Annotated in this window: 17 protein-coding genes; 7 read left to right on the top strand and 10 right to left on the bottom strand. The window is 61.3% G+C overall.

What is annotated here, in order from left to right; all coding sequences use genetic code 11:
* Nucleotides 1-13: 13 nt before the first annotated feature.
* Entirely contained in the window at nucleotides 14-406 is a 393-nt protein-coding gene (locus AC0V2S_RS10080) for a VOC family protein (protein ID WP_475509618.1), read from the top strand.
* Between the two features lie 7 nt (nucleotides 407-413).
* Here the strand turns inward: AC0V2S_RS10080 and AC0V2S_RS10075 are convergent, their stop codons facing one another.
* A complete protein-coding gene (locus AC0V2S_RS10075) occupies nucleotides 414-809 on the bottom strand; it encodes a carboxymuconolactone decarboxylase family protein (protein ID WP_475509617.1) in 396 nt (131 codons plus the stop codon).
* Between the two features lie 75 nt (nucleotides 810-884).
* Here AC0V2S_RS10075 and AC0V2S_RS10070 point away from each other — a divergent pair, with 75 nt between their 5' ends.
* Nucleotides 885-1,691: a cyclase family protein gene (locus tag AC0V2S_RS10070; protein ID WP_475509616.1), complete on the top strand. Its 807-nt coding sequence runs from the start codon at nucleotides 885-887 to the stop codon at nucleotides 1,689-1,691.
* Nucleotides 1,692-1,704: 13 nt separating this feature from the next.
* Here the strand turns inward: AC0V2S_RS10070 and bsrA are convergent, their stop codons facing one another.
* Nucleotides 1,705-2,628, bottom strand: a complete 924-nt coding sequence (bsrA, locus tag AC0V2S_RS10065; RefSeq protein WP_475509615.1) for a LysR family transcriptional regulator BsrA — start codon at nucleotides 2,626-2,628, stop codon at nucleotides 1,705-1,707.
* 86 nt (nucleotides 2,629-2,714) lie between these two features.
* On the opposite strand from bsrA, the gene AC0V2S_RS10060 reads away from it, so the two are divergent.
* The 3 genes from AC0V2S_RS10060 (at nucleotide 2,715) to AC0V2S_RS10050 (ending at nucleotide 7,774) form a co-directional block, all read left to right on the top strand.
* Nucleotides 2,715-3,833, top strand: coding sequence for a sterol desaturase/SRPBCC family protein (locus AC0V2S_RS10060; RefSeq protein WP_475509614.1), 1,119 nt, complete (start codon nucleotides 2,715-2,717; stop codon nucleotides 3,831-3,833).
* A gap of 93 nt (nucleotides 3,834-3,926) precedes the next feature.
* On the top strand, nucleotides 3,927-5,084 hold the full coding sequence (locus AC0V2S_RS10055) for an AAA family ATPase (protein ID WP_475509613.1): 1,158 nt from the start codon (nucleotides 3,927-3,929) through the stop codon (nucleotides 5,082-5,084).
* Between the two features lie 119 nt (nucleotides 5,085-5,203).
* Nucleotides 5,204-7,774, top strand: coding sequence for a bifunctional diguanylate cyclase/phosphodiesterase (locus AC0V2S_RS10050; RefSeq protein ID WP_475509612.1), 2,571 nt, complete (start codon nucleotides 5,204-5,206; stop codon nucleotides 7,772-7,774).
* A gap of 12 nt (nucleotides 7,775-7,786) precedes the next feature.
* Here AC0V2S_RS10050 and AC0V2S_RS10045 read toward each other — a convergent pair whose 3' ends face one another.
* From AC0V2S_RS10045 to AC0V2S_RS10015, 7 genes are all read right to left on the bottom strand, one after another.
* Nucleotides 7,787-8,224: an anti-virulence regulator CigR family protein gene (locus AC0V2S_RS10045; RefSeq protein ID WP_475509611.1), complete on the bottom strand. Its 438-nt coding sequence runs from the start codon at nucleotides 8,222-8,224 to the stop codon at nucleotides 7,787-7,789.
* A gap of 59 nt (nucleotides 8,225-8,283) precedes the next feature.
* Nucleotides 8,284-9,108 (bottom strand): polyphosphate kinase 2, encoded by an 825-nt coding sequence (gene ppk2, locus AC0V2S_RS10040; RefSeq protein ID WP_475509610.1) that lies wholly within the window; start codon nucleotides 9,106-9,108, stop codon nucleotides 8,284-8,286.
* A 63-nt stretch (nucleotides 9,109-9,171) separates the two neighbouring features.
* Complete coding sequence (locus AC0V2S_RS10035; RefSeq protein WP_475509609.1) at nucleotides 9,172-9,921, bottom strand: substrate-binding periplasmic protein; 750 nt, start codon at nucleotides 9,919-9,921, stop codon at nucleotides 9,172-9,174.
* Between the two features lie 69 nt (nucleotides 9,922-9,990).
* Nucleotides 9,991-11,031 carry a GGDEF domain-containing protein gene (locus tag AC0V2S_RS10030; protein WP_475509608.1) on the bottom strand — a complete coding sequence of 347 codons (1,041 nt, stop codon included), beginning with the start codon at nucleotides 11,029-11,031 and terminating at the stop codon, nucleotides 9,991-9,993.
* 170 nt (nucleotides 11,032-11,201) lie between these two features.
* Entirely contained in the window at nucleotides 11,202-11,834 is a 633-nt protein-coding gene (locus tag AC0V2S_RS10025; RefSeq protein ID WP_475509607.1) for a TetR/AcrR family transcriptional regulator, read from the bottom strand.
* Nucleotides 11,835-11,921: 87 nt separating this feature from the next.
* Nucleotides 11,922-14,990, bottom strand: a complete 3,069-nt coding sequence (locus tag AC0V2S_RS10020) for an efflux RND transporter permease subunit (protein ID WP_475509606.1) — start codon at nucleotides 14,988-14,990, stop codon at nucleotides 11,922-11,924.
* Nucleotides 14,987-16,072, bottom strand: a complete 1,086-nt coding sequence (locus tag AC0V2S_RS10015; RefSeq protein WP_475509605.1) for an efflux RND transporter periplasmic adaptor subunit — start codon at nucleotides 16,070-16,072, stop codon at nucleotides 14,987-14,989. Before AC0V2S_RS10015 ends, AC0V2S_RS10020 begins: the two co-directional genes overlap by 4 nt.
* Nucleotides 16,073-16,266: 194 nt before the next feature.
* Between AC0V2S_RS10015 and AC0V2S_RS10010 the strand changes: the two genes are divergently transcribed.
* Nucleotides 16,267-17,736 carry an efflux transporter outer membrane subunit gene (locus tag AC0V2S_RS10010; protein ID WP_475509604.1) on the top strand — a complete coding sequence of 490 codons (1,470 nt, stop codon included), beginning with the start codon at nucleotides 16,267-16,269 and terminating at the stop codon, nucleotides 17,734-17,736.
* A 45-nt stretch (nucleotides 17,737-17,781) separates the two neighbouring features.
* Nucleotides 17,782-19,056 (top strand): beta-ketoacyl-ACP synthase II, encoded by a 1,275-nt coding sequence (gene fabF / locus AC0V2S_RS10005; protein WP_475509603.1) that lies wholly within the window; start codon nucleotides 17,782-17,784, stop codon nucleotides 19,054-19,056.
* Between the two features lie 74 nt (nucleotides 19,057-19,130).
* On the opposite strand, the gene AC0V2S_RS10000 is transcribed toward fabF, so the two are convergent.
* A complete protein-coding gene (locus AC0V2S_RS10000; protein ID WP_475509602.1) occupies nucleotides 19,131-20,183 on the bottom strand; it encodes an ABC transporter substrate-binding protein in 1,053 nt (350 codons plus the stop codon).
* Nucleotides 20,184-20,240: the final 57 nt, after the last annotated feature.

Genomic DNA, 20,240 nt, shown 5'->3' with positions numbered 1-20,240 from the left:
ACGGAAGCCCGCCATGCTCTCCCATGTGTTTTTAGGTATCAGTGATTTCGACCGCGCCTTGGCCTTCTACTCGCCGTTGTTGGCGGAGTTGGGGCTGGTGGTGAAGTTCAGCGATGCGAGCAAACCCTGGGCCGGCTGGATGTCGCCGGCGGCACCGCGGCCGCTGTTTGTGATTGGTGCGCCGTTCGATGGGCAGGCCAATCAGCCGGGTAATGGGCAGATGGTGGCGTTGCTGGCGCCCTGCCGCGAGGCGGTGAGAAAGAGCTATGCGGCGGCCATGGCGCACGGTGGCACTTGCGAGGGCGAGCCGGGCTTGCGGCCGCAGTACCACGCGGATTATTACGGCGCTTATTTTCGTGACCCGGATGGCAACAAGCTGTGCGTGTGCTGCCACCAACCAGAGTGAGTTTGCCTCACTGCAAAAACGCGTCGTCTATCGGCACGCGGTAACCGGTGGCTAGGCGATTGGTTTCGTTGGCCATGCCGATCACCGCTTGCAACTCGCCAAATTGCGCATCGGTCATACCGGCTTTGCGCGCGCTCGCGGTGTGCGAGGCGATGCAGTAAGCGCAGTTGTTGGTGACGCTCACGGCCACGTAAATCAGCTCTTTGGTGAGTGAGTCCAGGGCGCCGGGGGCCATGATGTGCTTGAGGCTTTGCCAGGTGCGTTCGAGGTTGTCGGGGTGGGCGGCCAGGCATTTCCAGAAATTGTTTACGTCGTCGACCTGGCGGGTTTGCTTGATGTCGTCGTACACGGCACGTACGCGCGAATTGGCATTTTCATATTCGATCAAGTGCTTGGACGTCATGTTCTTATTCCTAATATGTTTTGGCAGCTTCGTCGAAAACCACTGACGTTTTAACGCTACCAAGGAGAGGAACAGATGTCATTGCGCATTCTTGTCATTGCTGCCGCTGCTGCGTTGCCCCTTTTCACCGCGCCCGCCAACGCCGCCGAGCCGGGCTTGTGGAAGGTGTACGACAGCCTGAAAAGCCACCAGTGGGTGGACCTGACCCACAGCTACAACGAGCAGATTCCGCACTGGAAAGGCTTCGAGCCGGCTCAGCGAAAAACCCTTTACACCATCGAGAAAGATGGCTTTCAGGTGGACCTCTATACCCACGTCGGCCAGTGGGGCACGCATATCGATCCGCCCGCGCATTTCCATACCGGGTTGCGCACCGTCGACCAGATTCCGGTGAAAGAACAGCTGCTGCCGCTGGTGGTGCTGGATATCCATACCCAGGCGGAAAAGAACCCGGATTACACCATTACGCTCGATGACGTGAAGGCCTGGGAGAAACGCCACGGCACCATTCCGGCCGGCTCGTTTGTGGCGCTGCGCACCGATTGGTCGAAGCGCTGGCCGAGCCAGGAGAAAATCCAGAACGTCGACGCCCAGGGCGTGGCGCACTATCCGGGGTGGAGCAAAGAGGTGCTGACGTACCTCTACGAAACCCGAAAAATCACTGCCTCGGGCCATGAGACCACCGACACCGATCCGGGCCTTGCAACCAGCAAGGACGATTACTCGCTGGAGTCGTACATCCTGAGCAAAGACCACTACCAGATCGAGTTGCTGACCAACCTCGACCAGGTGCCCGAGGCCGGCGCGCTGGTGGTGGTGAGCTTTCCCAAGATTGAAAAGGGCACGGGTTTTCCGGCGCGGGTGTTTGCGATAGTGCCGTGATCGAACGGCGTGTTTAGCGGGGCGCCGGTTCGGCCCCGCTGAATGCCGCCACAATCTGCTCCTTCAACCAGCGCAGCCCCACGGCCATATCCTGCTGCTTGTGCCAGATCAGGCTCACCTGCACCGCGGGCATCTCCATCGGCATCGGGAAAATCTGCAGCGCGTACTGGTCGGCGAAGTGTTCGGCCAGTTGCAGCGGCACGGTGCCAAGCATGTCGGACTGCGCCACGATGGCCGGGATGGCGAGGTAGTGCGGCACATACAGCTGCACCTTGCGCCGCACCTTGGCCGAGCCCAACACGATTTCCAGCGGTGAACCCCGACCGGCGCGCGAGTGCACGGAAACGTGGTTGCAGTCCTGATACAGCGCTAGCGACAAATCACCGCTACACAGCGGATGGTCGCGCCGGGCGATCACGGCCAGTGCCTGTTCGCGCAGGGGCTGGTAGAGCAGGTCGTCGTCATCGAAGTGCAGGTAGTCCAGCGCCAGGTCCAGCTCACCGGTTTTCAGGCGGCGGGCGAGGGTGTCGGCATCGTCCAGTTGCACCGAGAGCACCACGCGCGGCGCCACGGCGTGGATACGTGCCAAGAGCGCCGGCAGGAACACGGCCTGGGCGTAGTCGTTCATCGACACGCGAAAGGTCAGCTCGGCATCCAGGTCGATGGCCGCTTGCGGGCCCAAACCGATCCGCAGCAAGTGCAGGGCCTGGCGCACCGGGCCGTATAAGGTGTGCGCGTGGGGCGTCGGCACCATGCCGCGGGCGGTGCGCTGGAACAGCGGCTCGCCCAGTTGCTGGCGCAAGCGGGCGAGGGCGTTGCTGACGGTGGATTGGCTAAGGTGCAGACGCAGGGCGGCGCGCGAGAGGTTTTGCTCCTGCATCAGGGCGTCGAACACCAGCAGCAGGTTCAGGTCGAGCTGACGCAAATTCGTGATCATGAATAAAGCTCTTTCTGAATATCCATTGGATGGATAATTACTGGGTGCCTAAGCTCGGGTCAACTCCTCGACCGAAGGATTGCCTGATGAAGTTCGATACCGCTGCCTTTCGCGCCCGTTACCGCGCAGACATCCACCCCCGTTACAACGCCTGGCTGCATGGCGGTTTTGTGCTGCTGTTCGGGGCGATTTGCATCGGGCTGTTCTGGAGCCATGCGCACAACGTGCAGCCCTGGGAATGGCTAGCCATTCCGGTTGCCGTGCTGTTTCAGAACTGGGGCGAGTACATGGTCCACAAGAACATGGGCCACCGTAAGCACGCTTACAGCGCGTTGTTTTACAAACGCCACACGGGTGACCACCACAGCTTTTTCGCCCAGGGGCAGATGGCGTTTGAAACCCGGCAAGACTGGCGCGTGATCTTCTTTCCGCCGTGGCTCATCGTGGTGTACGCCTTGGTCACGCTGGGTGTGTGGGCGCTACTGAGCCTCTTCAACAGCAACGTCGCGGCCTTGTTCAGCGGCGCCATGTTGCTGGGTTACCTGAGCTACGAAATTCTCCACGCCTGCGAACACCTGCCCGAGCACCACCCGGTTTCACGCTGGCCGTGGGTACGGCAGATGCGCCGGCTGCACGAGCTGCACCATGCCCGCGAGCTGATGCATACGCATAACTTCAATATCGTGTTCCCGCTCTGGGACTGGGTGTACGGCACGCTGTACTGGGCGCCCGAAGACGCCTCGGAAAACCCAAGCGCCAGCCGTGTAATGCAGCACTACGTGGATATTCAGCGCGCCCCGGCCGAGGTGTTTGCCTACGTCAGTTGCCCGACCCGCTGGCACGAATGGCACCCCTACCACGTGGCGATCAAAGGCCCGAAAGGTTCGCTGCCGGCCGGCAGTCACTTTGAATACGAAGGCGGGCGTGCGGGCGCCTTGAGTTGGGATGTATTGGAGGTGCAGCCCGGCCAACGCTGGCAAGCGAAGGCGCGCGGCAAGTACGGGTTGGCGATGGTGGTGACCTACGACTGCACCGCCACGGCCAGCGGCACGCGGTTTACCCGCACGCTGGAATACCGGTTTGCCCACTGGATAGGGCGCACGGCGGACCGGCTGTTTGTGCACAAGCGCATTGAGCAGGATTCGGTTGAGCTGCTGCAAAAGCTCGGGCAGGTGGCGGAGCGGGTGTTGCCAGCCCTTGCGTGACGGTCCGCGGGCGGCAATCCTTCCTTTTTTGGACTTTATGCTAAATTATGAGCTGGCAATAATTATGGCTAATCCATAAAAGAAGGTAATTGCATGAGCAGCATTTTCCGGCGCCCTGCACTGGCCGAACAGATGGCCAATCAGCTTCTCAATCCGGGCGTCCTCGACGAAGGCTTGCGATCCGGGCTGTTTTTGTCCGGACCACGTCGGACCGGTAAAACAACTTTCCTCAGAAGTGACCTCATTCCGGCGCTGGAAGAAGCGGGCGCGCTCGTCATATACGTGGACCTTTGGAGCGATACGCTGGCAAATCCGGCGACGCTGGTTCACAGCGCCATAAGCAAAACATTGAAAGAGCTGCAAACACCGGACTCCTCAGTACTTAAGGTGCTGAAGCGGGTTAGCGGTGCAGATATAGGCGCTGCGGGATTCAAATTCGGTTTCAAACTCGACAGCATTGGCACGCCTGATGGGCCGACATTGGCGCAGGCACTAACCGAAGTTGTCGACCAAGCGAAGACCAACCTGGTACTGATCATCGACGAAGTGCAGCACGCCATTTCCACCGAGGACGGCAACCAACTACTTCTGGCACTCAAAGCTGCCCGGGATCAGATTAATCCACGCCCGGATACGCCGGGTTTTTTTCTGTTTATCGGAACCGGCTCGCACCGGGCGCAAGTGAGCGAACTCACTGCAAAGCGCAACCAAGCCTTTTCCGGTGCCACCTCGACCGCCTATCCAGTGCTAAACGGTGAGTACGTCGCCTTCTTGCTCGAGCGACTGGCGATGACAATGCGAAAGGAAAAATTGCCCTCGCTCAACGTTGCCATCCAAGCCTTTAACACCCTGGGAAATCGGCCGGAAGAAATGCTTAAAGCGTTGCGCGAATTGATGCAGCACGACGGTAATCCTGACTTGCTTCTACCCGTTATTGCCTCGACGTTACGCTCGTCGGCTGCTGGTGTTGAGCTGGAAAAGGTCGAGCAGTTAGGCAGCCTGGCACAGGCCATTTTCAATAAGATTGCGGCAACTGACGGCGATGCTCGTGGCATCTTTTCTACTGAGGCGGCGGCGGAGTATTCAAAAGCTATTGGTCGAGAGGTCCGCGTCGAGGAAATTCAACCCGTCGTACTGGCCTTGGTCGCAGAGAACATCATCATGCGACGTGGGCATGGGATTTATGCGATTACCGATCAATTTGTGCAGGATATCTGGCGAGAAGAGCAGGCATTGATCGAGGTTACCTAAGCCGGGCAGCCATAGCGTTTACCCGATGCAGCAGTGTTTTCGGCTGGCACTCTTCCGCCCCTCGCATAAACTCAAATCGCGGATGACTACCCCCGGGTTGCCCTCACCAGCGAAGCACTATGACCGATAAAACACTGTCTACCGACAACACCGCGCCAAGCCGTTCAAGCGTGGCGTTGACGCGTGCTTCGCTTTTCAAATTTGCCGGTCTGTTGATCGCTGGTTTTTTGTTCGCGGTGTATCTGCTGATTTATCTGGCCCACGACCTGGACAGCACGGAAGAAACCGAAAGCGCCTTTTACACCGAGAAAGCGATGCAGGCGTTTGAGAAAACCCTGCGTTCCACGGTGAAGGATTACGCCTTCTGGGGTGATGCCTATAAGCACCTGCACACGGAGGTGGACACCGATTGGGCCTATGTACGGCAGAACGTCGGCGCCACGCTGTATGCCGATTTCGGTTTTCAGGGAATCTTTGTAGTCGATGAATCCGACCGCACGGTTTACGCCGTCATTCGCGGTGAGTTGCAGCCTGTTCAGGCCACCGACTGGCTCAAGCAGTCGTTTGCAACCCTCCTCAGTCAGGCGCGGGCCAATGCCGAAGCGCAAGCACCGGTCACGGCTTTTGTCGACATCAATGGCAGTCCCGCGCTGGTCGCCGCCGCGCCGATAACGCCGGGAACCGACCCCACCGTGGTGGCTGATGACCGGCAGCCATCAGTAATGATCTTTGTCGATATTCTCGACGCCGCGAAATTGGAGGAGATAGGCAAGGACTACGGAGTAGAAGGCCTGCGTATCGCGACGGGCGACGAGCGTTATGGGCCGGCCAGTTTTCCGCTGGGTGAAAACGGTGTGGCCGGAAGCCTGCGGTGGGACCCGGAGCGGCCCGGGCAGCGCTTGTTAAGTTTGGGCCTGCCGCTGCTGGGCATTACCGCCGTGCTGGTGTGCCTGATGGCCTGGGTGTTGTTGCGCCGCACCACGGCCGGCGCCCAGGCGCTGGATGCCAGTTATGCCTCGCTGCAGCGCAGCCAGGGTGCGTTGGCTACCAGCGAGGCACGGTTTCGCGACATCGTTGAGATCAGCTCGGACTGGATCTGGGAAGTGGATAACGACTGGCGCTTCACCTATCTCTCCGAGCGTTTCGAGGAAATTACCGGGTTGGCCCGCGACGCCTGGTTGGGCACCACCATCGACAACCTGTTGTGCACCGAAGCCGGCACGGTGTCGCAGTGGCTAAGCACCGCCAACCGGCGGGCCGACAACAGCGTGCACTGCCGCTACGTCGACACCCATGGGCACGAGCGCATTACTCGCGTGTCAGCGCGGGCCATGGGCGCGCACGGGTTTCGGGGTACGGCAACGGATGTCACCGGCGAGGTGGAGGCGCGGCGCCAGATCGAGTTTCTATCCCAGCACGACGCCCTTACCGGGCTGCCAAACCGCACCTGCCTGCAGGCGTTTCTCGACGACAAACTCCAGGCGCTATCTACCCAGGAAAAACCGCTGGTGTTGCTCAGTCTGGACCTGGACCGCTTTAAACCGGTGAACGATTTGCTCGGCCATGCGGCGGGTGATCGGGTGCTTAACGAAGTGTCCCGGCGCCTGACCGAATGTGTTCGCCAGGAAGACCTGGTGGCGCGAATTGGCGGCGATGAATTCGTGTTGATCCTCTGCGACCTAAGCGACCAGAACAATGTGGAAACGCTGTGCAAACGCGTGCTGGATTCCATCGAACAACCTTTCGAAATCGACGGGCAACAGACCTTTATCAGCGCCAGCATCGGTATTGCGATGGCGCCCAACGACGCTCTCGAGGCGAGCGAGTTGCTGCGCTATGCCGATATTGCGCTGTATGAAGCCAAGGCCGGTGGGCGCAGTACCTGGCGGTTTTATTCCGGCGATATGAACTCCAAGATCGTCGAGCGCCGGCGGCTGGAAACCGACCTGCGCTTCGCCATCAAACACGACGAATTACGGCTGCACTTTCAACCGCGCTATCGCATCAGCGATGGCCGTATGGTGGGCGCCGAAGCGTTGGTGCGCTGGCAGCACCCTGAGCGCGGGCTGATTCCACCGGATACGTTTATTCCAATAGCCGAGCAGACCGGGCTGATCATTGGCCTGAGCGATTGGGTGATCAGCACGGCTTGTCAGTACGCGGCGCAGTGGCCGGCGCATCTGTTTATCTCCATCAACCTGTCCCCGATTGAATTCAAAAGCGGCGGTCTGGTCGAGCGCATTCAGCAGACGCTTGCCGTCTCGGGGCTGAAGCCGGCGCGAGTGGAATTGGAGATTACCGAGAGCGTGATGCTCGACGATGCGGACGGCGCGCTGGCGCTCATGCACACCCTGAAAAACCTCGGCGTGCGCCTGGCCATGGACGATTTTGGCACCGGCTATTCATCGCTCAGTTACCTGCGCACCTTTCCCTTCGACGGCTTGAAAATCGACCGCAGCTTCTTGAGCCGGTTGGGTGAGAGTGAGGACGACAAAGCGATCATTCTGGCCATCGTCGGCCTCGGTCATGCCCTGTCACTCACCGTGACGGCCGAAGGTATCGAAACGGCGGAACACCTGAAGATGCTCAAGGCCGTGGGCTGCGATGAAGGGCAGGGCTATTTTCTGAGCCGACCGCTGGATATAGAGGCTTTTAACGCGCTATTGCACGCGTCTGAAACCAGCGTCTAACGGTGCGCACCCTTAATCGAACGCGCCGTTGACTACCTCGTAAATGAGGCCGGTAGCGATGGCCACCAGAATCAGATCAGTACCCGCCTGCTGCCACTCATAGCCGCTGTAACGCGGCAGCTGGCCGAGCAAACGGTTGTCGAGTTTTTTGGCGATGCCTGGGGGCAGCGGCTTGCCCCTCGCCAGGTTTTTCTGAATGCCCGGCGGCAGCGACGAGGTCGGCGCCCAGTAATCGCGATGACTGCCCAGCACACCGAGCACGCTGCTGCGGTCGATGCTGGGGCCGCCGCTCCAGTCATCGTCGTCACCGCCTTTTTTACCCTGGCCGTTCTGGGCATTGCCTTTGCCGTTGTTGTGGCCCTTGCCGTTGCCTGGGTCGGCGTTGGTGAGAACAGAGCCGAGGCTTACCGCGACGCAGATACAACCTATCAACAACCGGCGAAACTTCATGACACTTACCCTCATGTTGAATCGAACCCCGGGTGTGCTGAGCACACCCGGCGGCGCATCTAAAACTGCTCGGCCACCATCCGGAACGGATACGGCGCCGCCTTGTATTTGCCCAACCGTCCACGCTTGGGCAGCTTCACTTCTTCCTGGTCGGCGACGTTCTGATAGGGAATCTGCTTGAGCAGGTGGGTGATGATATTCAGGCGCACGCGCCGTTTATCTTCCGAGTTGGCCATGTACCACGGCGCCCAGGAGGAGTCGGAGGCGGCGAACATATCGTCGCGGGCGCGGGTGTAATCGTCCCAGCGGCCGTACGATTTGATGTCCATGGGCGAGAGCTTCCACAGCTTGCGCCCGTCGGTGATACGCGCCTGCAGGCGGCGGGTTTGTTCCTCTGCGCTTACTTCCAGCCAGTACTTGAGCAGGATGATACCGGACTGCACCATCACTTTTTCAAACATGGGCACCACCTTGAGAAAGTTGTGCGACTGCTCTTCGGTGCAAAAGCCCATTACCCGCTCCACGCCGGCGCGGTTGTACCAACTGCGGTCGAAAATCACCACTTCGCCAGCTGCCGGTAAATGGGCGAGATAGCGCTGGGCGTACATCTGGGTTTTTTCCCGCTCGGTGGGCGCCGGTAGCGCCACCACTCTGAACACCCGCGGGCTGACGCGTTCGGTAATGGCCTTGATGGTGCCGCCTTTGCCGGCGCCGTCGCGCCCTTCAAACACGATGCATACTTTCAAGCCTTCCTTTTGCACCCACTGCTGCAGCTTCACCAATTCGATATGCAGCTTCTTCAGCTCGGCGTCGTACACCTTGCGTTCGAGGCGCTCTTCAACCGGGCTTGGAGTAGGTTTCGCGGATTTTTTTGATTTGGCCATTGCGCCCTCCATGGGTGGAAAACCGAGAGGGCTGAGTATGGTTCAAGCCAGCAATTTTGCTCGCTACTGCTCAGTAGGCCGCTCATATCGCCGCTGAATACGCTCCAGCTCGCCGGAATAACGCAGTTGTTCCAGGGCCCTGGCCCAGGCCTGAACCATCTCGTCATCGCTGTCGCGGCTAAAGGCGATGTACAGCGAGGCGCGGTAGATCTCAATGGGGATTTGCCGGAGAAAACCGCGGCCGATGCTCAGTTGCCTGCTGTAGTAGGCGACGCCTGAATCCGTGTCGCCAACGATGAAGTCGGTGCGCCCGGCCAGCAGCATACGGTACAGCTGCTCGCTTTCGCCGGCGCTGGGGTCGAGGTTGGTAAAACCCATCGCGCGCAGTCGGTTAGGTACCAGCCCGGCATGGCGGGTGGTGAGCTTTTCGGCCTGCTGCAATTGCTCCAGCGAATACACCGGCGGGTGGCCATGGGCCAATTGCCAGGGGTGAATGGACTCTTCCACGATGGGGCCCACCCACTTGTACAACGGCTCACGCTGCGGCGTGCGGAACATGGAATACAGGATGGTTTTGGGCCGGATTTGCAAGGTTTGCGTGGCACGCATGCTGGGCAGCACCACGACCTCAAAGTGGTCACCGGTGAGCGCCATGATGGCCTGCACGATTTCAGTGGCCATGCCGGTGAGCTGATTGTTTTCCACGTAGTTGTACGGCGCCCACTCTTCGGTAACCACCTGGTAGGGCTCGGCTTGGGCCTGGGTGCCGAGCAGCAGGCAAAGCAGGGTGGTAGCGGTGGTCAAATACTTCACGGGGTCGGCGTGGCGCTCTGTGGGGGACAGGGCAAGCGTAGACGCTCACGCGCGCGGGCGTTTCACCGGTCAGCCGTTAACCACGGCTTTTGTCGCCAGCGCATAGCGGTTCTTGCCGGCATGCTTGGCGTCGTACAACGCCTGGTCGGCACGGCGCATCAGGCTGAATAGCGACTCGCCGGCGGCGTGGTCTGCCAAGCCAATGCTGATGGACAGCCGGGCGCCGTACAACTGGTTGGCGTGCACGGTGTCGACGATGCGCTGCGCCAGTTCCTGCGCCGCAGCACTGTCTTGCACCTGCGCCGCCACGGCAAATTCCTCACCGCCCAGGCGCGCGAAGTTATGCCCCAGGCTTTGCTCGCGCAGCACCTTGGCGATTTCCACGAGCACCCGGTCGCCGACGTCGTGGCCGAAGCTGTCGTTGATCTTCTTGAAGTCGTCGATATCCAGCATCAGGAAAAACAGCGGCATGGGCGTGGCGCCGTCCACCACGCTGGCGGTGAGTCCTTCCATAAAGGCGCGGCGGTTGGGCAGGCCGGTGAGGGTGTCGCGGTAGGCCATGTCGTGCAGCTGGTGCTGCAGGTCGAACACGTCTTTACGGATGCGGCACAGCTCGGTGCAGACCATGGTGGCGATCAGCAAACTGCCGATGATCAGCAACAGCGTCAGGGTTAAGTCCAGCCGGGTGGCAAAGTGCGGTTGCATCACCGCAAACAGCGTGGCCCACACCGCGAGCCCGGTGCACAGCGCCTGCCAGGGCTTGGCGTGCATGGCCGATACCGGCAGCCCGAACATCAGGCCGATGGGCAAAAACCAGATAAGAGGATTGCCGAAGGCCAGCGCCAACGAGCCCAGGCATGCCGTGCAGGTGCACACCAGCAGCATGCCGCTCAGCCACAAGGCGTGAGTGGTGCGAGCGCGGTAGGTGATGTAGCAGACCGCGCCGGCCACCAGGCAATACGCGTAGAGCCACGGCGAAATGGGCTGAAAGGAATTGGCCACCACCAGCACGAGCGTGCACGCCACCACCGCCAACACTTCGCTTGAAACCACCAACGGGCGCAATTGAGCAAAGGACTTCTGCTCAAGACTTTCTTCAGTTGCGTGCACGCTTGACTACCTCGCCGGCTGCGCGACTGCAGCAACAACCGGGATCTAAGAACGTTTTGTAGCGACCGGCGCAGGGCCATCACTCACCGCCGTACTGATTAACACGGCGGTAGCGGGGCAGGCTAGTGGGGAGATGTTTCGCGGCGTGGTGTGGAACGCCAGTGCTTTATTCAGGGCGCCAGGCTGCGCAGCACCAGATTGGTCGCCGCATGCATGCCTTTTTCCAGTTCTTCCCAGGAGCGTTGTTCCAGGCAGTGGGCATTGGTGTACGGCAGCAGCACTTCGGCGGCGCCGTCGGTGACTTCGTCCAGCGGGGTTTTTCGTTCGAACTCGCCGGCCTGGCGGCCATCCTGAAGGATCCGTTCGAGCAGAATGTAGAGCCTCGCCTGGTGGCCCGTGGCGGTGCACCACTGGCCTTCGACGGCTGCGACGATCACTTCGTTAGTGGCTTTCTTTACCACCAGCAGCTCGTGGCTGAGTTCCAGCGCGGTTTTCATAAACAGGCGGAAGCGCCGGGTGGGCGACAGGTCCTGTTCCACGACTTCGCGCAGCTTTTCGCCGAGCGCTTCCAGCGTCGCGGCGCAGATGGCCTCGCCAATGGCCTGTTTGGATTCAAAGAACCGGTAGATATAGGCCGTGGAAATGCCCATGGCTTTGCTGATGTCGGCCACCGAGGTTTTGCGGTAACCGAACTCGCGAAACAGCTCATCGGCGACGCGGATGATTTGCGCCCGCCGATCATGCTCCGCCGGGCCGCGTTGGCCGGAGACGGGGAGGGCGCTGGATTCGGGTTCGTTGTGCATAGGCCTGCTAACGGGGTGGACGCGAAGTGGGGGATTCTAACTCAATCGGACGATGGCGCCGCCCTGCGACACCATCCTCCTCGTGGCTTAACGCGCTTCCTGGCCCGGCGGTTTCACCTTGAACCAGATGGCATACAGCGCCGGCAGAAACAGCAGGGTCAACACCGTACCAATCGCCGTACCGCCAATCAGGGTGAAGGCCATCGAGCCCCAGAACACCGAGAAGGTCAGCGGAATAAACGCCAGCACGGCGGCAATTGCGGTGAGGAGTACCGGCCGTGCGCGCTGCACCGTGGCTTCCACAGCGGCATGGTACGGGTCCAGTCCCTCGGCCTGATTGGTGTGGATCTGGCCGATCAGAATCAGCGTGTTGCGCATCAGAATGCCGGACAGCCCGATCAGCCCGAGAATCGCGTTAAAGCCAAACGGCTGGTTGAACAGCAGCAGAATCGGCACCGTGCCCACCAGGCCCAGCGGGGCGGTGAGCATCACCATCGCCATGGCGGCAAAGCTGCGTACCTGGATGATGATCACCACGAGGGTGAACAGCAGCATCAGCGGGAAGATCGGTGCCAGCGCGTTGTTGGCTTTTACCGATTCCTCGATATTGCCGCCCATTTGAATCTGATAGCCCGCCGGCAACGCCGCGATGATCGGTTGCAGCTGCGCCTGTAATTCCAATGACACCTGCGGCGGTTGCAGTTGCTCGTCGATATCGCCGCGCACAGTGATGGTGGGAATGCGGTTGCGCCGTTTGAGAATCGGGTCTTCAGCGCGCACTTCCACGTGGCCGATCTGGCGAATGGGCACGCGCTGCCCGGTCTTGCTGGTCAGGGTCATGTCTTCAATACGGGCGGGGTCGAGGCGTTCCTCGTCCTGGGTGCGGGCCATCACCTCCACGGTGCGGATGTCTTCACGCACCTGGGTGACGGCGGTGCCCGTCAGCAGAAACTGCAGCTGCTGCGCCGCTTGCGCCGAGGTGAGGCCCAGTACCTGCAAGCGATCCTGGTCGAGCACGAAATGCAGGGTCGGTTGTTTCTCCGTCCAGTCGGTATTTACCTGGCGCATGTTCGGGTTGTGGCGCATCACCTCGGCTACCTGCTGGGCGATGCCGCGCAGTTTTTCGTTGTCTGGGCCCATCACGCGAAACTCGACGGGGAAGCGAGTGTAGGGGCCGAACACTAATTGCGTCACGCGCACCCGTGCTTCGGGCACCAGTTGTTTTTCCACCTGGGCACGCATGCGCCATTTAAGAACGTCGCGGGCCTCGGCGTTGTCGGTCAGCACAATCAATTTGGCGAACGACGGGTCGGGCAGTTCGGGGTTATAGGAGAGGAAAAACCGTGGCGCGCCCTGGCCGATATAGGCGGTGACAATCTTCGCCTCCGGCTGCGCCCGTAGCCACGCCTCGACCTTTTTGGTCGCCTCACTGGTGGCATTGATGGAGCTGCCTTCGGGCAGTTGCACTTCAATCAGCAACTCCGGGCGGTCGGAGCTGGGGAAGAACTGTTGTTTGACCGAGCCCATGCCGATGATGGCGAGAAAGAACAGGGCGAACACGCCGCCGGCTACCCAGTATTTATGGGCAATGGCGGCACTGATCAGCCGGCGCAGGCGTTGAAAATTCGGGGTTGAGTAAATGGCCGCATGGCCGCCTTCGATCTTCTTGATATCCGGCAGCAGTTTCACCCCCAGGTACGGGGTGAAAAACACCGCCACCACCCAGGAAATAATCAGCGCAAAGCCGACGATCCAGAAAATATTGCCAGCGTATTCACCGGCCGTGGAACGAGCAAAACCCACCGGCATAAGGCCGATTACGGTCACTAATGTGCCGGCCAGCATGGGCGCGGCGGTGTGGCTCCAGGCATAGGCGGCGGCCTTTGCCCGCGAATAGCCTTCTTCCAGTTTCACCACCATGATTTCGATGGCGATGATGGCGTCGTCCACCAACAACCCCAGGCCGAGAATCAGCGCGCCGAGGGTGATGCGGTCAAATACCCGGCCGGTGGCGAGCATCACGATCAGCACGGCTGCCAGGGTCAGCGGCACAGCGGCGGCCACCACAATGCCGACCCGCCAGCCGAGGCTCAGCAGGCTGACGATCATCACCACGGCCAGGGCCACGAAGAACTTGATCATGAATTCGTCGACCGACTCGGTGATATTCACCGCCTGGTCGGTCACCTTGCTGAAGCTAAACCCCTGCGCGAGGTTGGCGGAAATATTCTGTTCCTCAGCCTTGAGCGCCTTGCCCAGGTCCAGGCCGTTCCAGCCTTCCTTCATCACCACGCTGAGTACCAGCGCCTCTTCGTCGTTGTGGCGAATGATGTAGGTGGCCGGGTCTTCATAGCCGCGTTTTACTTCGGCGACGTCGCTCAGTTTCAGCGTGCGGCCCTGGGAAGCGGCGATGGGCGTATTGCGGATTTTTTCGAGGTCATCGAACGCGCCGTCCAGCCGCACAAATACCTGCGGGCCTTTGGCCTCGATGGCCCCGGCGGGGGTGATCGCATTCTGGTTATGCAGTTGGGCGAAGATGTCCTGGGCATTTACACCGAGGTTGGCCAGGCGCGAATAGGAGAACTCGACAAAAATTCGCTCCGGGCGCTCGCCGAGAATGTCGACCTTTTTCACGCCCGGCACTTGCAGCACTTGCTGGCGTACTTCTTCGGCCTGACGGGTCAGAAAACGGTGGGGCAGGCCGGGGGCTTTCAGGGCGTACAGCGCAAACGACACATCCGAGTATTCGTCGTTAACGTAGGGCCCGAGCACGCCTTGCGGCAATTTGCGGGTGTCGTCGAACAGCTTTTTGCGCGCCTGGTAGAACTGCTCCGGCACCTCGGCGGGTGGCGTGGCGTCCAGCAAGGTCAGGGTCATCAGGGCCAGGCCTGGGCGGGTAATGGTCTCGACGCGGTCGTACCACTTCAGTTCCTGCAGGCGTTTTTCCAGCGGCTCGGCCACCAGGTTTTGCATCTCTTGCGCGGTGGCGCCGGGCCATACAGCGGTGACGGTCATTACTTTTACGGTAAAGGCCGGGTCTTCGGCGCGGCCCAGTTTCATAAAGGCGACCAGGCCTGCGAGGGTGACGGCGATGATCAGAAACAGGGTGACCGAACGTTCGCGTACGGCCAGGGCGGAGAGGTTGAAACCGCTCATGGCGTCACCGCCAATTCATTACCCAGGCGCACTTTCTGGTTGGCATGCAGCAGATGGGCGCCCAGGGCGACCACGGTGTCGCCAGGTTTTAGTTCGCCGCTAATACGGGCGGTTTCCAGGCCTACGCCGAGCACATCGATAGGGCGTTCTTGCACGGTAAGTGAGGCATGGTCGACGACCCACACGCTGTATTTGCCGCCGTCATTGCGCAGGGCGGTGAGGGGCACGGCCAGCGCCGGGGTCGTGTCGCTGTGCAGGGTGATTTTGATGGTGGCGCCGAGTGGCGCGTTGTTTAGCGCATCGCTTAATACATAGCGCGCGGCGAAGGTGCGGGTGACGGGGTTGGCCGCTTCCGATAGCTCTCGCAGGCTGGCGCGCGAGGCTTCGGCCTGGCTGCCATACAGACGCGCTTCGGCGACCGATTGCAGGGCCGGGCGCAGGGTTTCCGGCAACTCGACTGCCGCTTCGCGGGCGCCGTCTTTAGCCAACTCCACCACGGTCTGACCGGCCGCCACCACCTGACCGGGTTCGGCCGCCGTGCTGACCACCAGGCCGTCGACATCAGCCTTGAGCTCGGCGTATTGGCTGGCATTGCCGGCCACGTCGGCCTGCGCTTGCGCGGCCTCCACCTGGGCCTTGGCGCTGTCCAGCGCAGCCTGCGCCTGGTCGTAGCTCATGGCGGATACCGCGCCGGCTGCCACCAGGCTGCGCAAGCGCGCTTCATCGGCCTGGGCCTGCACCCACTTGGCCTTGGCCGCCGCCACCGACCCTTTCTGATTGGTGATGGCCAGGTTCAGGTCGACCGGGTCGATCTTCATCAGGGTCTGCCCCTTGTGCACTCGCTGGCCCACGTCCACCAAGCGCTGCACCACTTTGCCCGCCACGCGAAAACCCAGGTCGCTCTGCACCCTGGCGGCGACCACGCCGGTAAACGACTGCGCCTGCGAGGTATCGGGACGAACCGTGGCGGTGCTTACCAGTGGGTCAGTCACGCGTGGGTCGCTGGCGGGCGGGTGGCCGCAGGCGGCTAACAGCAGTGTGCTAGCGGCGAGAGAGAAAAGGGCGGCGGGACGTATCGGCATGGCGGCGAGCTCCGAGAAATTCAGGCTCGCATTATTCGTGACGGGTTACGATAATGTAAATACGTAACTTATCCTGTTTTAAATGATGATCGACATCAGCGTAATTGATGCTGTTTGTTCTGGATTTGTTTTCGTCTGATGGTTACTGTTTTGCTTAACTGTTTACAATGCCGCTAGCTATTACAGGACCGCTCATGACCTTTATCCCCCTGCGAACCGCCTGGTTTGCCCGTCTGTTACCCGCCCTGTGGCTGGCCGGCTGCACCGTCGGCCCCGACTACCACGCCCCCGCGTCACCGCCGCCGGCAGCGTTTCGCAATCAGCCGGCCCTTGAGCAGCGGGTAACGAGTGGGCCGGCCGCCGATATGTCGGTCTGGTGGGCGGGGTTTGCCGATCCGCAACTCGATAGCCTGATCGACCAGGTGCTGGCGCAGAACCTCGACCTGGCCCAGGCGGTTGCCCGGGTGTCGCAAGCCAATGCGCTGACGCTGTCGGCCCGCTCGGCCTTGTTGCCGTCGGGTGAGTTGAATGCGCAGGCGAGTAGGGGCCATCAATCGCTGGAAGACCCCATGGGCCGTCTGGCCAGTGGAGCACCGGGGTTTGATCGCAACAGCAGCCTGTATCAGCTGGATGCCGGCGCCAGTTGGGAAGCGGATGTTTTTGGTGGCCTGCGCCGTGGGCTGGAAGCGGCCGATGCGGACCGGCAGGCCACCTTGGCGCAACAAGCGGCGGTGCGGTTGATGGTTACCTCATCGGCGGCGCGCGGGTATATCCAGCTGCGTGCCTTGCAGGCGCGACAGACCGTCGTGCAAAACCGGGTCAACACCCAGGCCGAGCTGGTCAAACTGATGCAGTTGCAGTTCACCCGAGGCGTGATCGCCGAGCTGCAACTGCGCCAGGCGGAGGGCGTGTTGGCGACGGTTTCGGCGCAGGTGCCGCCGCTGCGCAGTGCTATCGAAAGCATCATGAACTCCCTTGAAGTATTGGGCGGGGTAGCCCCTGGCACCCTGCACGAAACCCTGGCCAAGAACGCGGCGATACCTGTTGCTCCGCGTATTGATAACGCCGGCGGACAGGCCGAAATGCTGCGCCGTCGCCCGGATGTAATTGCCGCAGAACGCACCTTGGCCGCTTCCAATGCACGCATTGGCGAAGCGATTGCCGACTACTACCCCAAGTTCTCGCTAGGCGCGCTGCTGGGTTCGGCCACCACGGTGAGCGGCAACCTGTTGTCCAGCGACGCCAACCTGGCGCAGGGCGTATTCGGCCTGCGCTGGCGGCTGTTTGATTTTGGCCGGGTAAAGGCCGAGGTCGAGTTTGCCAAAGGGCGCGATGCCGAAGCCTTGGCGGCCTATCAACAGACCTTGCTGCAAGCCACCGCCGATGTAGAAAACGCCATGACCCAGCTGGTGCAAAGCGAACAACAGAATGCGTTGCTCGAAGGCGGGGTGCGCTCGCTTACTCAGGCCCGCGCGGCAGCCTACTCGGCGTTCCAGCAGGGCAGCGTGAGCTTCCTTGAAGTGCTGGATGCGGATGACCGTTTGCAGCAAGCGCAAGAGCAGCAACTGCTGGCGCAGGCGGCGGCGTCGGTGGCGGCGGTGGATTGCTTCAAGTCCCTGGGCGGCGGGTGGAATGCGCCGTCCGCGACCGTGGCGGTGTATTGATATGAGCCTTCACGAGCTGGAATTTCATCCAACAAGGATTCGAACATGAACGACACACGCATCGTGGTTACCGGTATGGGCGTTGTTTCGCCGCTTGGCGTGGGCGTGGACACCGTCTGGCAGCGCCTGCTAAGCGGCCAGTCGGGCATTCGCGCGTTGCCTGCCGAAATGGTTGAAGGCATCAGTTGTGGCATTGCCGGCGTAGTGCCCTCGTTGGCAGAAGACCCGCAAGCAGGCTTCGACCCCGACGCCACCATCCCCGCCAAAGAACAGAAGAAGATGGACCGCTTTATCATGTTCGCCCTGGCCGCTGCCCACGAGGCGCTGGCGCAAGCGCGCTGGCACCCGCAAACCGAGGCTGAGCAGGAGCGCACCGCCACCATTATCGGCACCGGCGTAGGTGGCTTTGGCGCGATTGCCGATGCGGTACGCACCACCGACAGCAAAGGTCCACGGCGTTTATCACCGTTCACCATTCCCTCGTTTCTGGCCAATTTGGCCGCCGGCCATGTGTCGATTGTCCATGGCTTGCGCGGGCCGTTGGGCGCGCCGGTGACGGCCTGTGCGGCGAGTGTGCAGGCGATTGGCGATGCGGCGCGGCTGATCCGCAGCGGTGAGGCCGATATTGCCGTATGCGGGGGTGCCGAAGCGTCCATCGATCGGGTGAGCCTGGCCGGTTTTGCGGCGGCGCGGGCCATGTCCAGCGGCTATAACAACACGCCCACATTGGCCTCGCGGCCGTTTGACCAAGCCCGCGACGGCTTTGTGATGGGCGAGGGCGCCGGCCTGCTGGTGATCGAATCGCTGGCCCATGCGCAGGCACGTGGCGCCACCATCCTCGCCGAACTGGTGGGCTATGGCACCAGTGCCGATGCGTATCACCTGACGGCGGGGCCGGAGGATGGCAACGGCGCGCGGCGGGCGATGCAGCAGGCGATTGCCCAGGCCGGTATTGCCGCCAGCGACATTCAGCATTTGAACGCCCACGCGACCTCAACGCCGGTGGGCGACAAAGGCGAGTTGGCGGCGATCAAGGCAGTATTTGGCGAGCATTCCAACGTGGCGGTGACGTCCACCAAGTCGGCGACGGGCCATCTCTTGGGCGCAGCGGGCGGGCTTGAGGCGATTTTTACCGTGCTCGCCATTCGCGATCAGACGGTGCCGGCCACGCTGAACTTCACCCAGGCGGATGAAGCGGTGGGCGCGCTGCATATCGTTCACGGCGCTGCGCAAGCGATGCCTATCGAGTACGCGCTCTCCAACGGGTTTGGCTTTGGCGGGGTGAATGCCAGCGTGCTGTTTAAACGCTGGACATCCTGAAGCGGTTTTTACGCCCCCTCCCTTGTATGGCTCCCTTTTGGGGGAGGGGTCTTTTTGAGTGGCTGACGATTTTTTCAGTCGACCGCCAGGCTCGCCAAACAGTGGGTGAGCGGTCGCTCGTCAATCCAGTCGCGCACATTGAACTGCTTGGGAATAAATTCCCAGCGCTCAAGGAAATCGGTCAGCTGTTGCAGGGCCAGAATCGAGCGTTCGTCCAGCCCCGTCTGCAGGCGGCGGTTGGCGTCTTCACCGTAAGCCGCCGCTACCCAGTACTCGCTGGTATTGAGTTCGCGGGCCAGAAAGCGTCGGGTTTCTTCGGGGTGCACCCAGGCCCAGCGCTCGGCGCGCATCACGCTGTCGACGATGCACAGCGCCGCGTCGTAATGCTCATCAAGCAGGTGCTGGTCCACCGTCAACGTGCGCGGCGTGCCGATATTGGCGCGGATCATCGGGTCGGGGTGCGAGCCGGTGTCCACCACCACATGCAAACCGAACTCGTCGGCCAGCTGCAGGCCGTGGGCGCCTTTGAGAAAGATCGCATCCACCGTGCCATTCATCAGCCCGATCAGTTCGCGGTTGCTGCGGCGGACCTGTTTGCCGGTTAACCGCACCTGGGCGCCGAAGATATGCCGCACCGGGTTATCGGTATGGGTGCCGCCATATGGGTAGTCGACCAGCTCCACCTGGGACACCTGCAAGCCTTCCAGGCTCAAGGCGTTTTCCAGACCGCGCAGGGCGGTGGCGCGGTTGAAGTCGATTTTCACATTGGCCCATTTGGGCAGACCGAAGCGACGGTTTTTCAGGTCGCTGATGGTTTTCACCGGGCCATCGGGGTTGCTGACGATCAACTGAACTTCGTCGCTCCACGACAACCCGAGCAGGCGCGTTTGCGCACCGCTGGCACGGGCCCAAATAGCCGGCGTGTTGCCGCCATGGCGCACGGAGTTGGGCAGGTGGTGGTCGAAATGCGCTTCGCGAATCTCGCGGTCGTTGGACTCGCGCAGCGCTTGAATGGTGGTGCCGAACGGGCGCAGTGCATCCGCCAGTCGGCCCGATTCAACGGCAATCCCCAGCCCGGTGGGAACCGGGCTGTGGGTGTACCAGAGGGTATCAAGAGGTTTGCTCATGTTGCCTGCTAGTCGAAGTCTTGAAAGCGCTGGTTGCGAGCTAAGCGAAACCCAGCG

It is taken from the genome of Pseudomonas sp. CC11G, from assembly GCF_056174845.1.
This window is presented reverse-complemented; position numbering and strand designations above follow the sequence as displayed.

Excerpts from the sequence above, each read along its gene's own strand:
- AC0V2S_RS10080 (WP_475509618.1), top strand. The coding sequence starts at position 14 with ATGCTCTCCCATGTGTTTTTAGGTATCAGTGATTTCGACCGCGCCTTG.
- AC0V2S_RS10075 (WP_475509617.1), bottom strand. The coding sequence starts at position 809 with ATGACGTCCAAGCACTTGATCGAATATGAAAATGCCAATTCGCGCGTA.
- AC0V2S_RS10070 (WP_475509616.1), top strand. The coding sequence starts at position 885 with ATGTCATTGCGCATTCTTGTCATTGCTGCCGCTGCTGCGTTGCCCCTT.
- bsrA (WP_475509615.1), bottom strand. The coding sequence starts at position 2,628 with ATGATCACGAATTTGCGTCAGCTCGACCTGAACCTGCTGCTGGTGTTC.
- AC0V2S_RS10060 (WP_475509614.1), top strand. The coding sequence starts at position 2,715 with ATGAAGTTCGATACCGCTGCCTTTCGCGCCCGTTACCGCGCAGACATC.
- AC0V2S_RS10055 (WP_475509613.1), top strand. The coding sequence starts at position 3,927 with ATGAGCAGCATTTTCCGGCGCCCTGCACTGGCCGAACAGATGGCCAAT.
- AC0V2S_RS10050 (WP_475509612.1), top strand. The coding sequence starts at position 5,204 with ATGACCGATAAAACACTGTCTACCGACAACACCGCGCCAAGCCGTTCA.
- AC0V2S_RS10045 (WP_475509611.1), bottom strand. The coding sequence starts at position 8,224 with ATGAAGTTTCGCCGGTTGTTGATAGGTTGTATCTGCGTCGCGGTAAGC.
- ppk2 (WP_475509610.1), bottom strand. The coding sequence starts at position 9,108 with ATGGCCAAATCAAAAAAATCCGCGAAACCTACTCCAAGCCCGGTTGAA.
- AC0V2S_RS10025 (WP_475509607.1), bottom strand. The coding sequence starts at position 11,834 with ATGCACAACGAACCCGAATCCAGCGCCCTCCCCGTCTCCGGCCAACGC.
- AC0V2S_RS10020 (WP_475509606.1), bottom strand. The coding sequence starts at position 14,990 with ATGAGCGGTTTCAACCTCTCCGCCCTGGCCGTACGCGAACGTTCGGTC.
- AC0V2S_RS10015 (WP_475509605.1), bottom strand. The coding sequence starts at position 16,072 with ATGCCGATACGTCCCGCCGCCCTTTTCTCTCTCGCCGCTAGCACACTG.
- AC0V2S_RS10010 (WP_475509604.1), top strand. The coding sequence starts at position 16,267 with ATGACCTTTATCCCCCTGCGAACCGCCTGGTTTGCCCGTCTGTTACCC.
- fabF (WP_475509603.1), top strand. The coding sequence starts at position 17,782 with ATGAACGACACACGCATCGTGGTTACCGGTATGGGCGTTGTTTCGCCG.
- AC0V2S_RS10000 (WP_475509602.1), bottom strand. The coding sequence starts at position 20,183 with ATGAGCAAACCTCTTGATACCCTCTGGTACACCCACAGCCCGGTTCCC.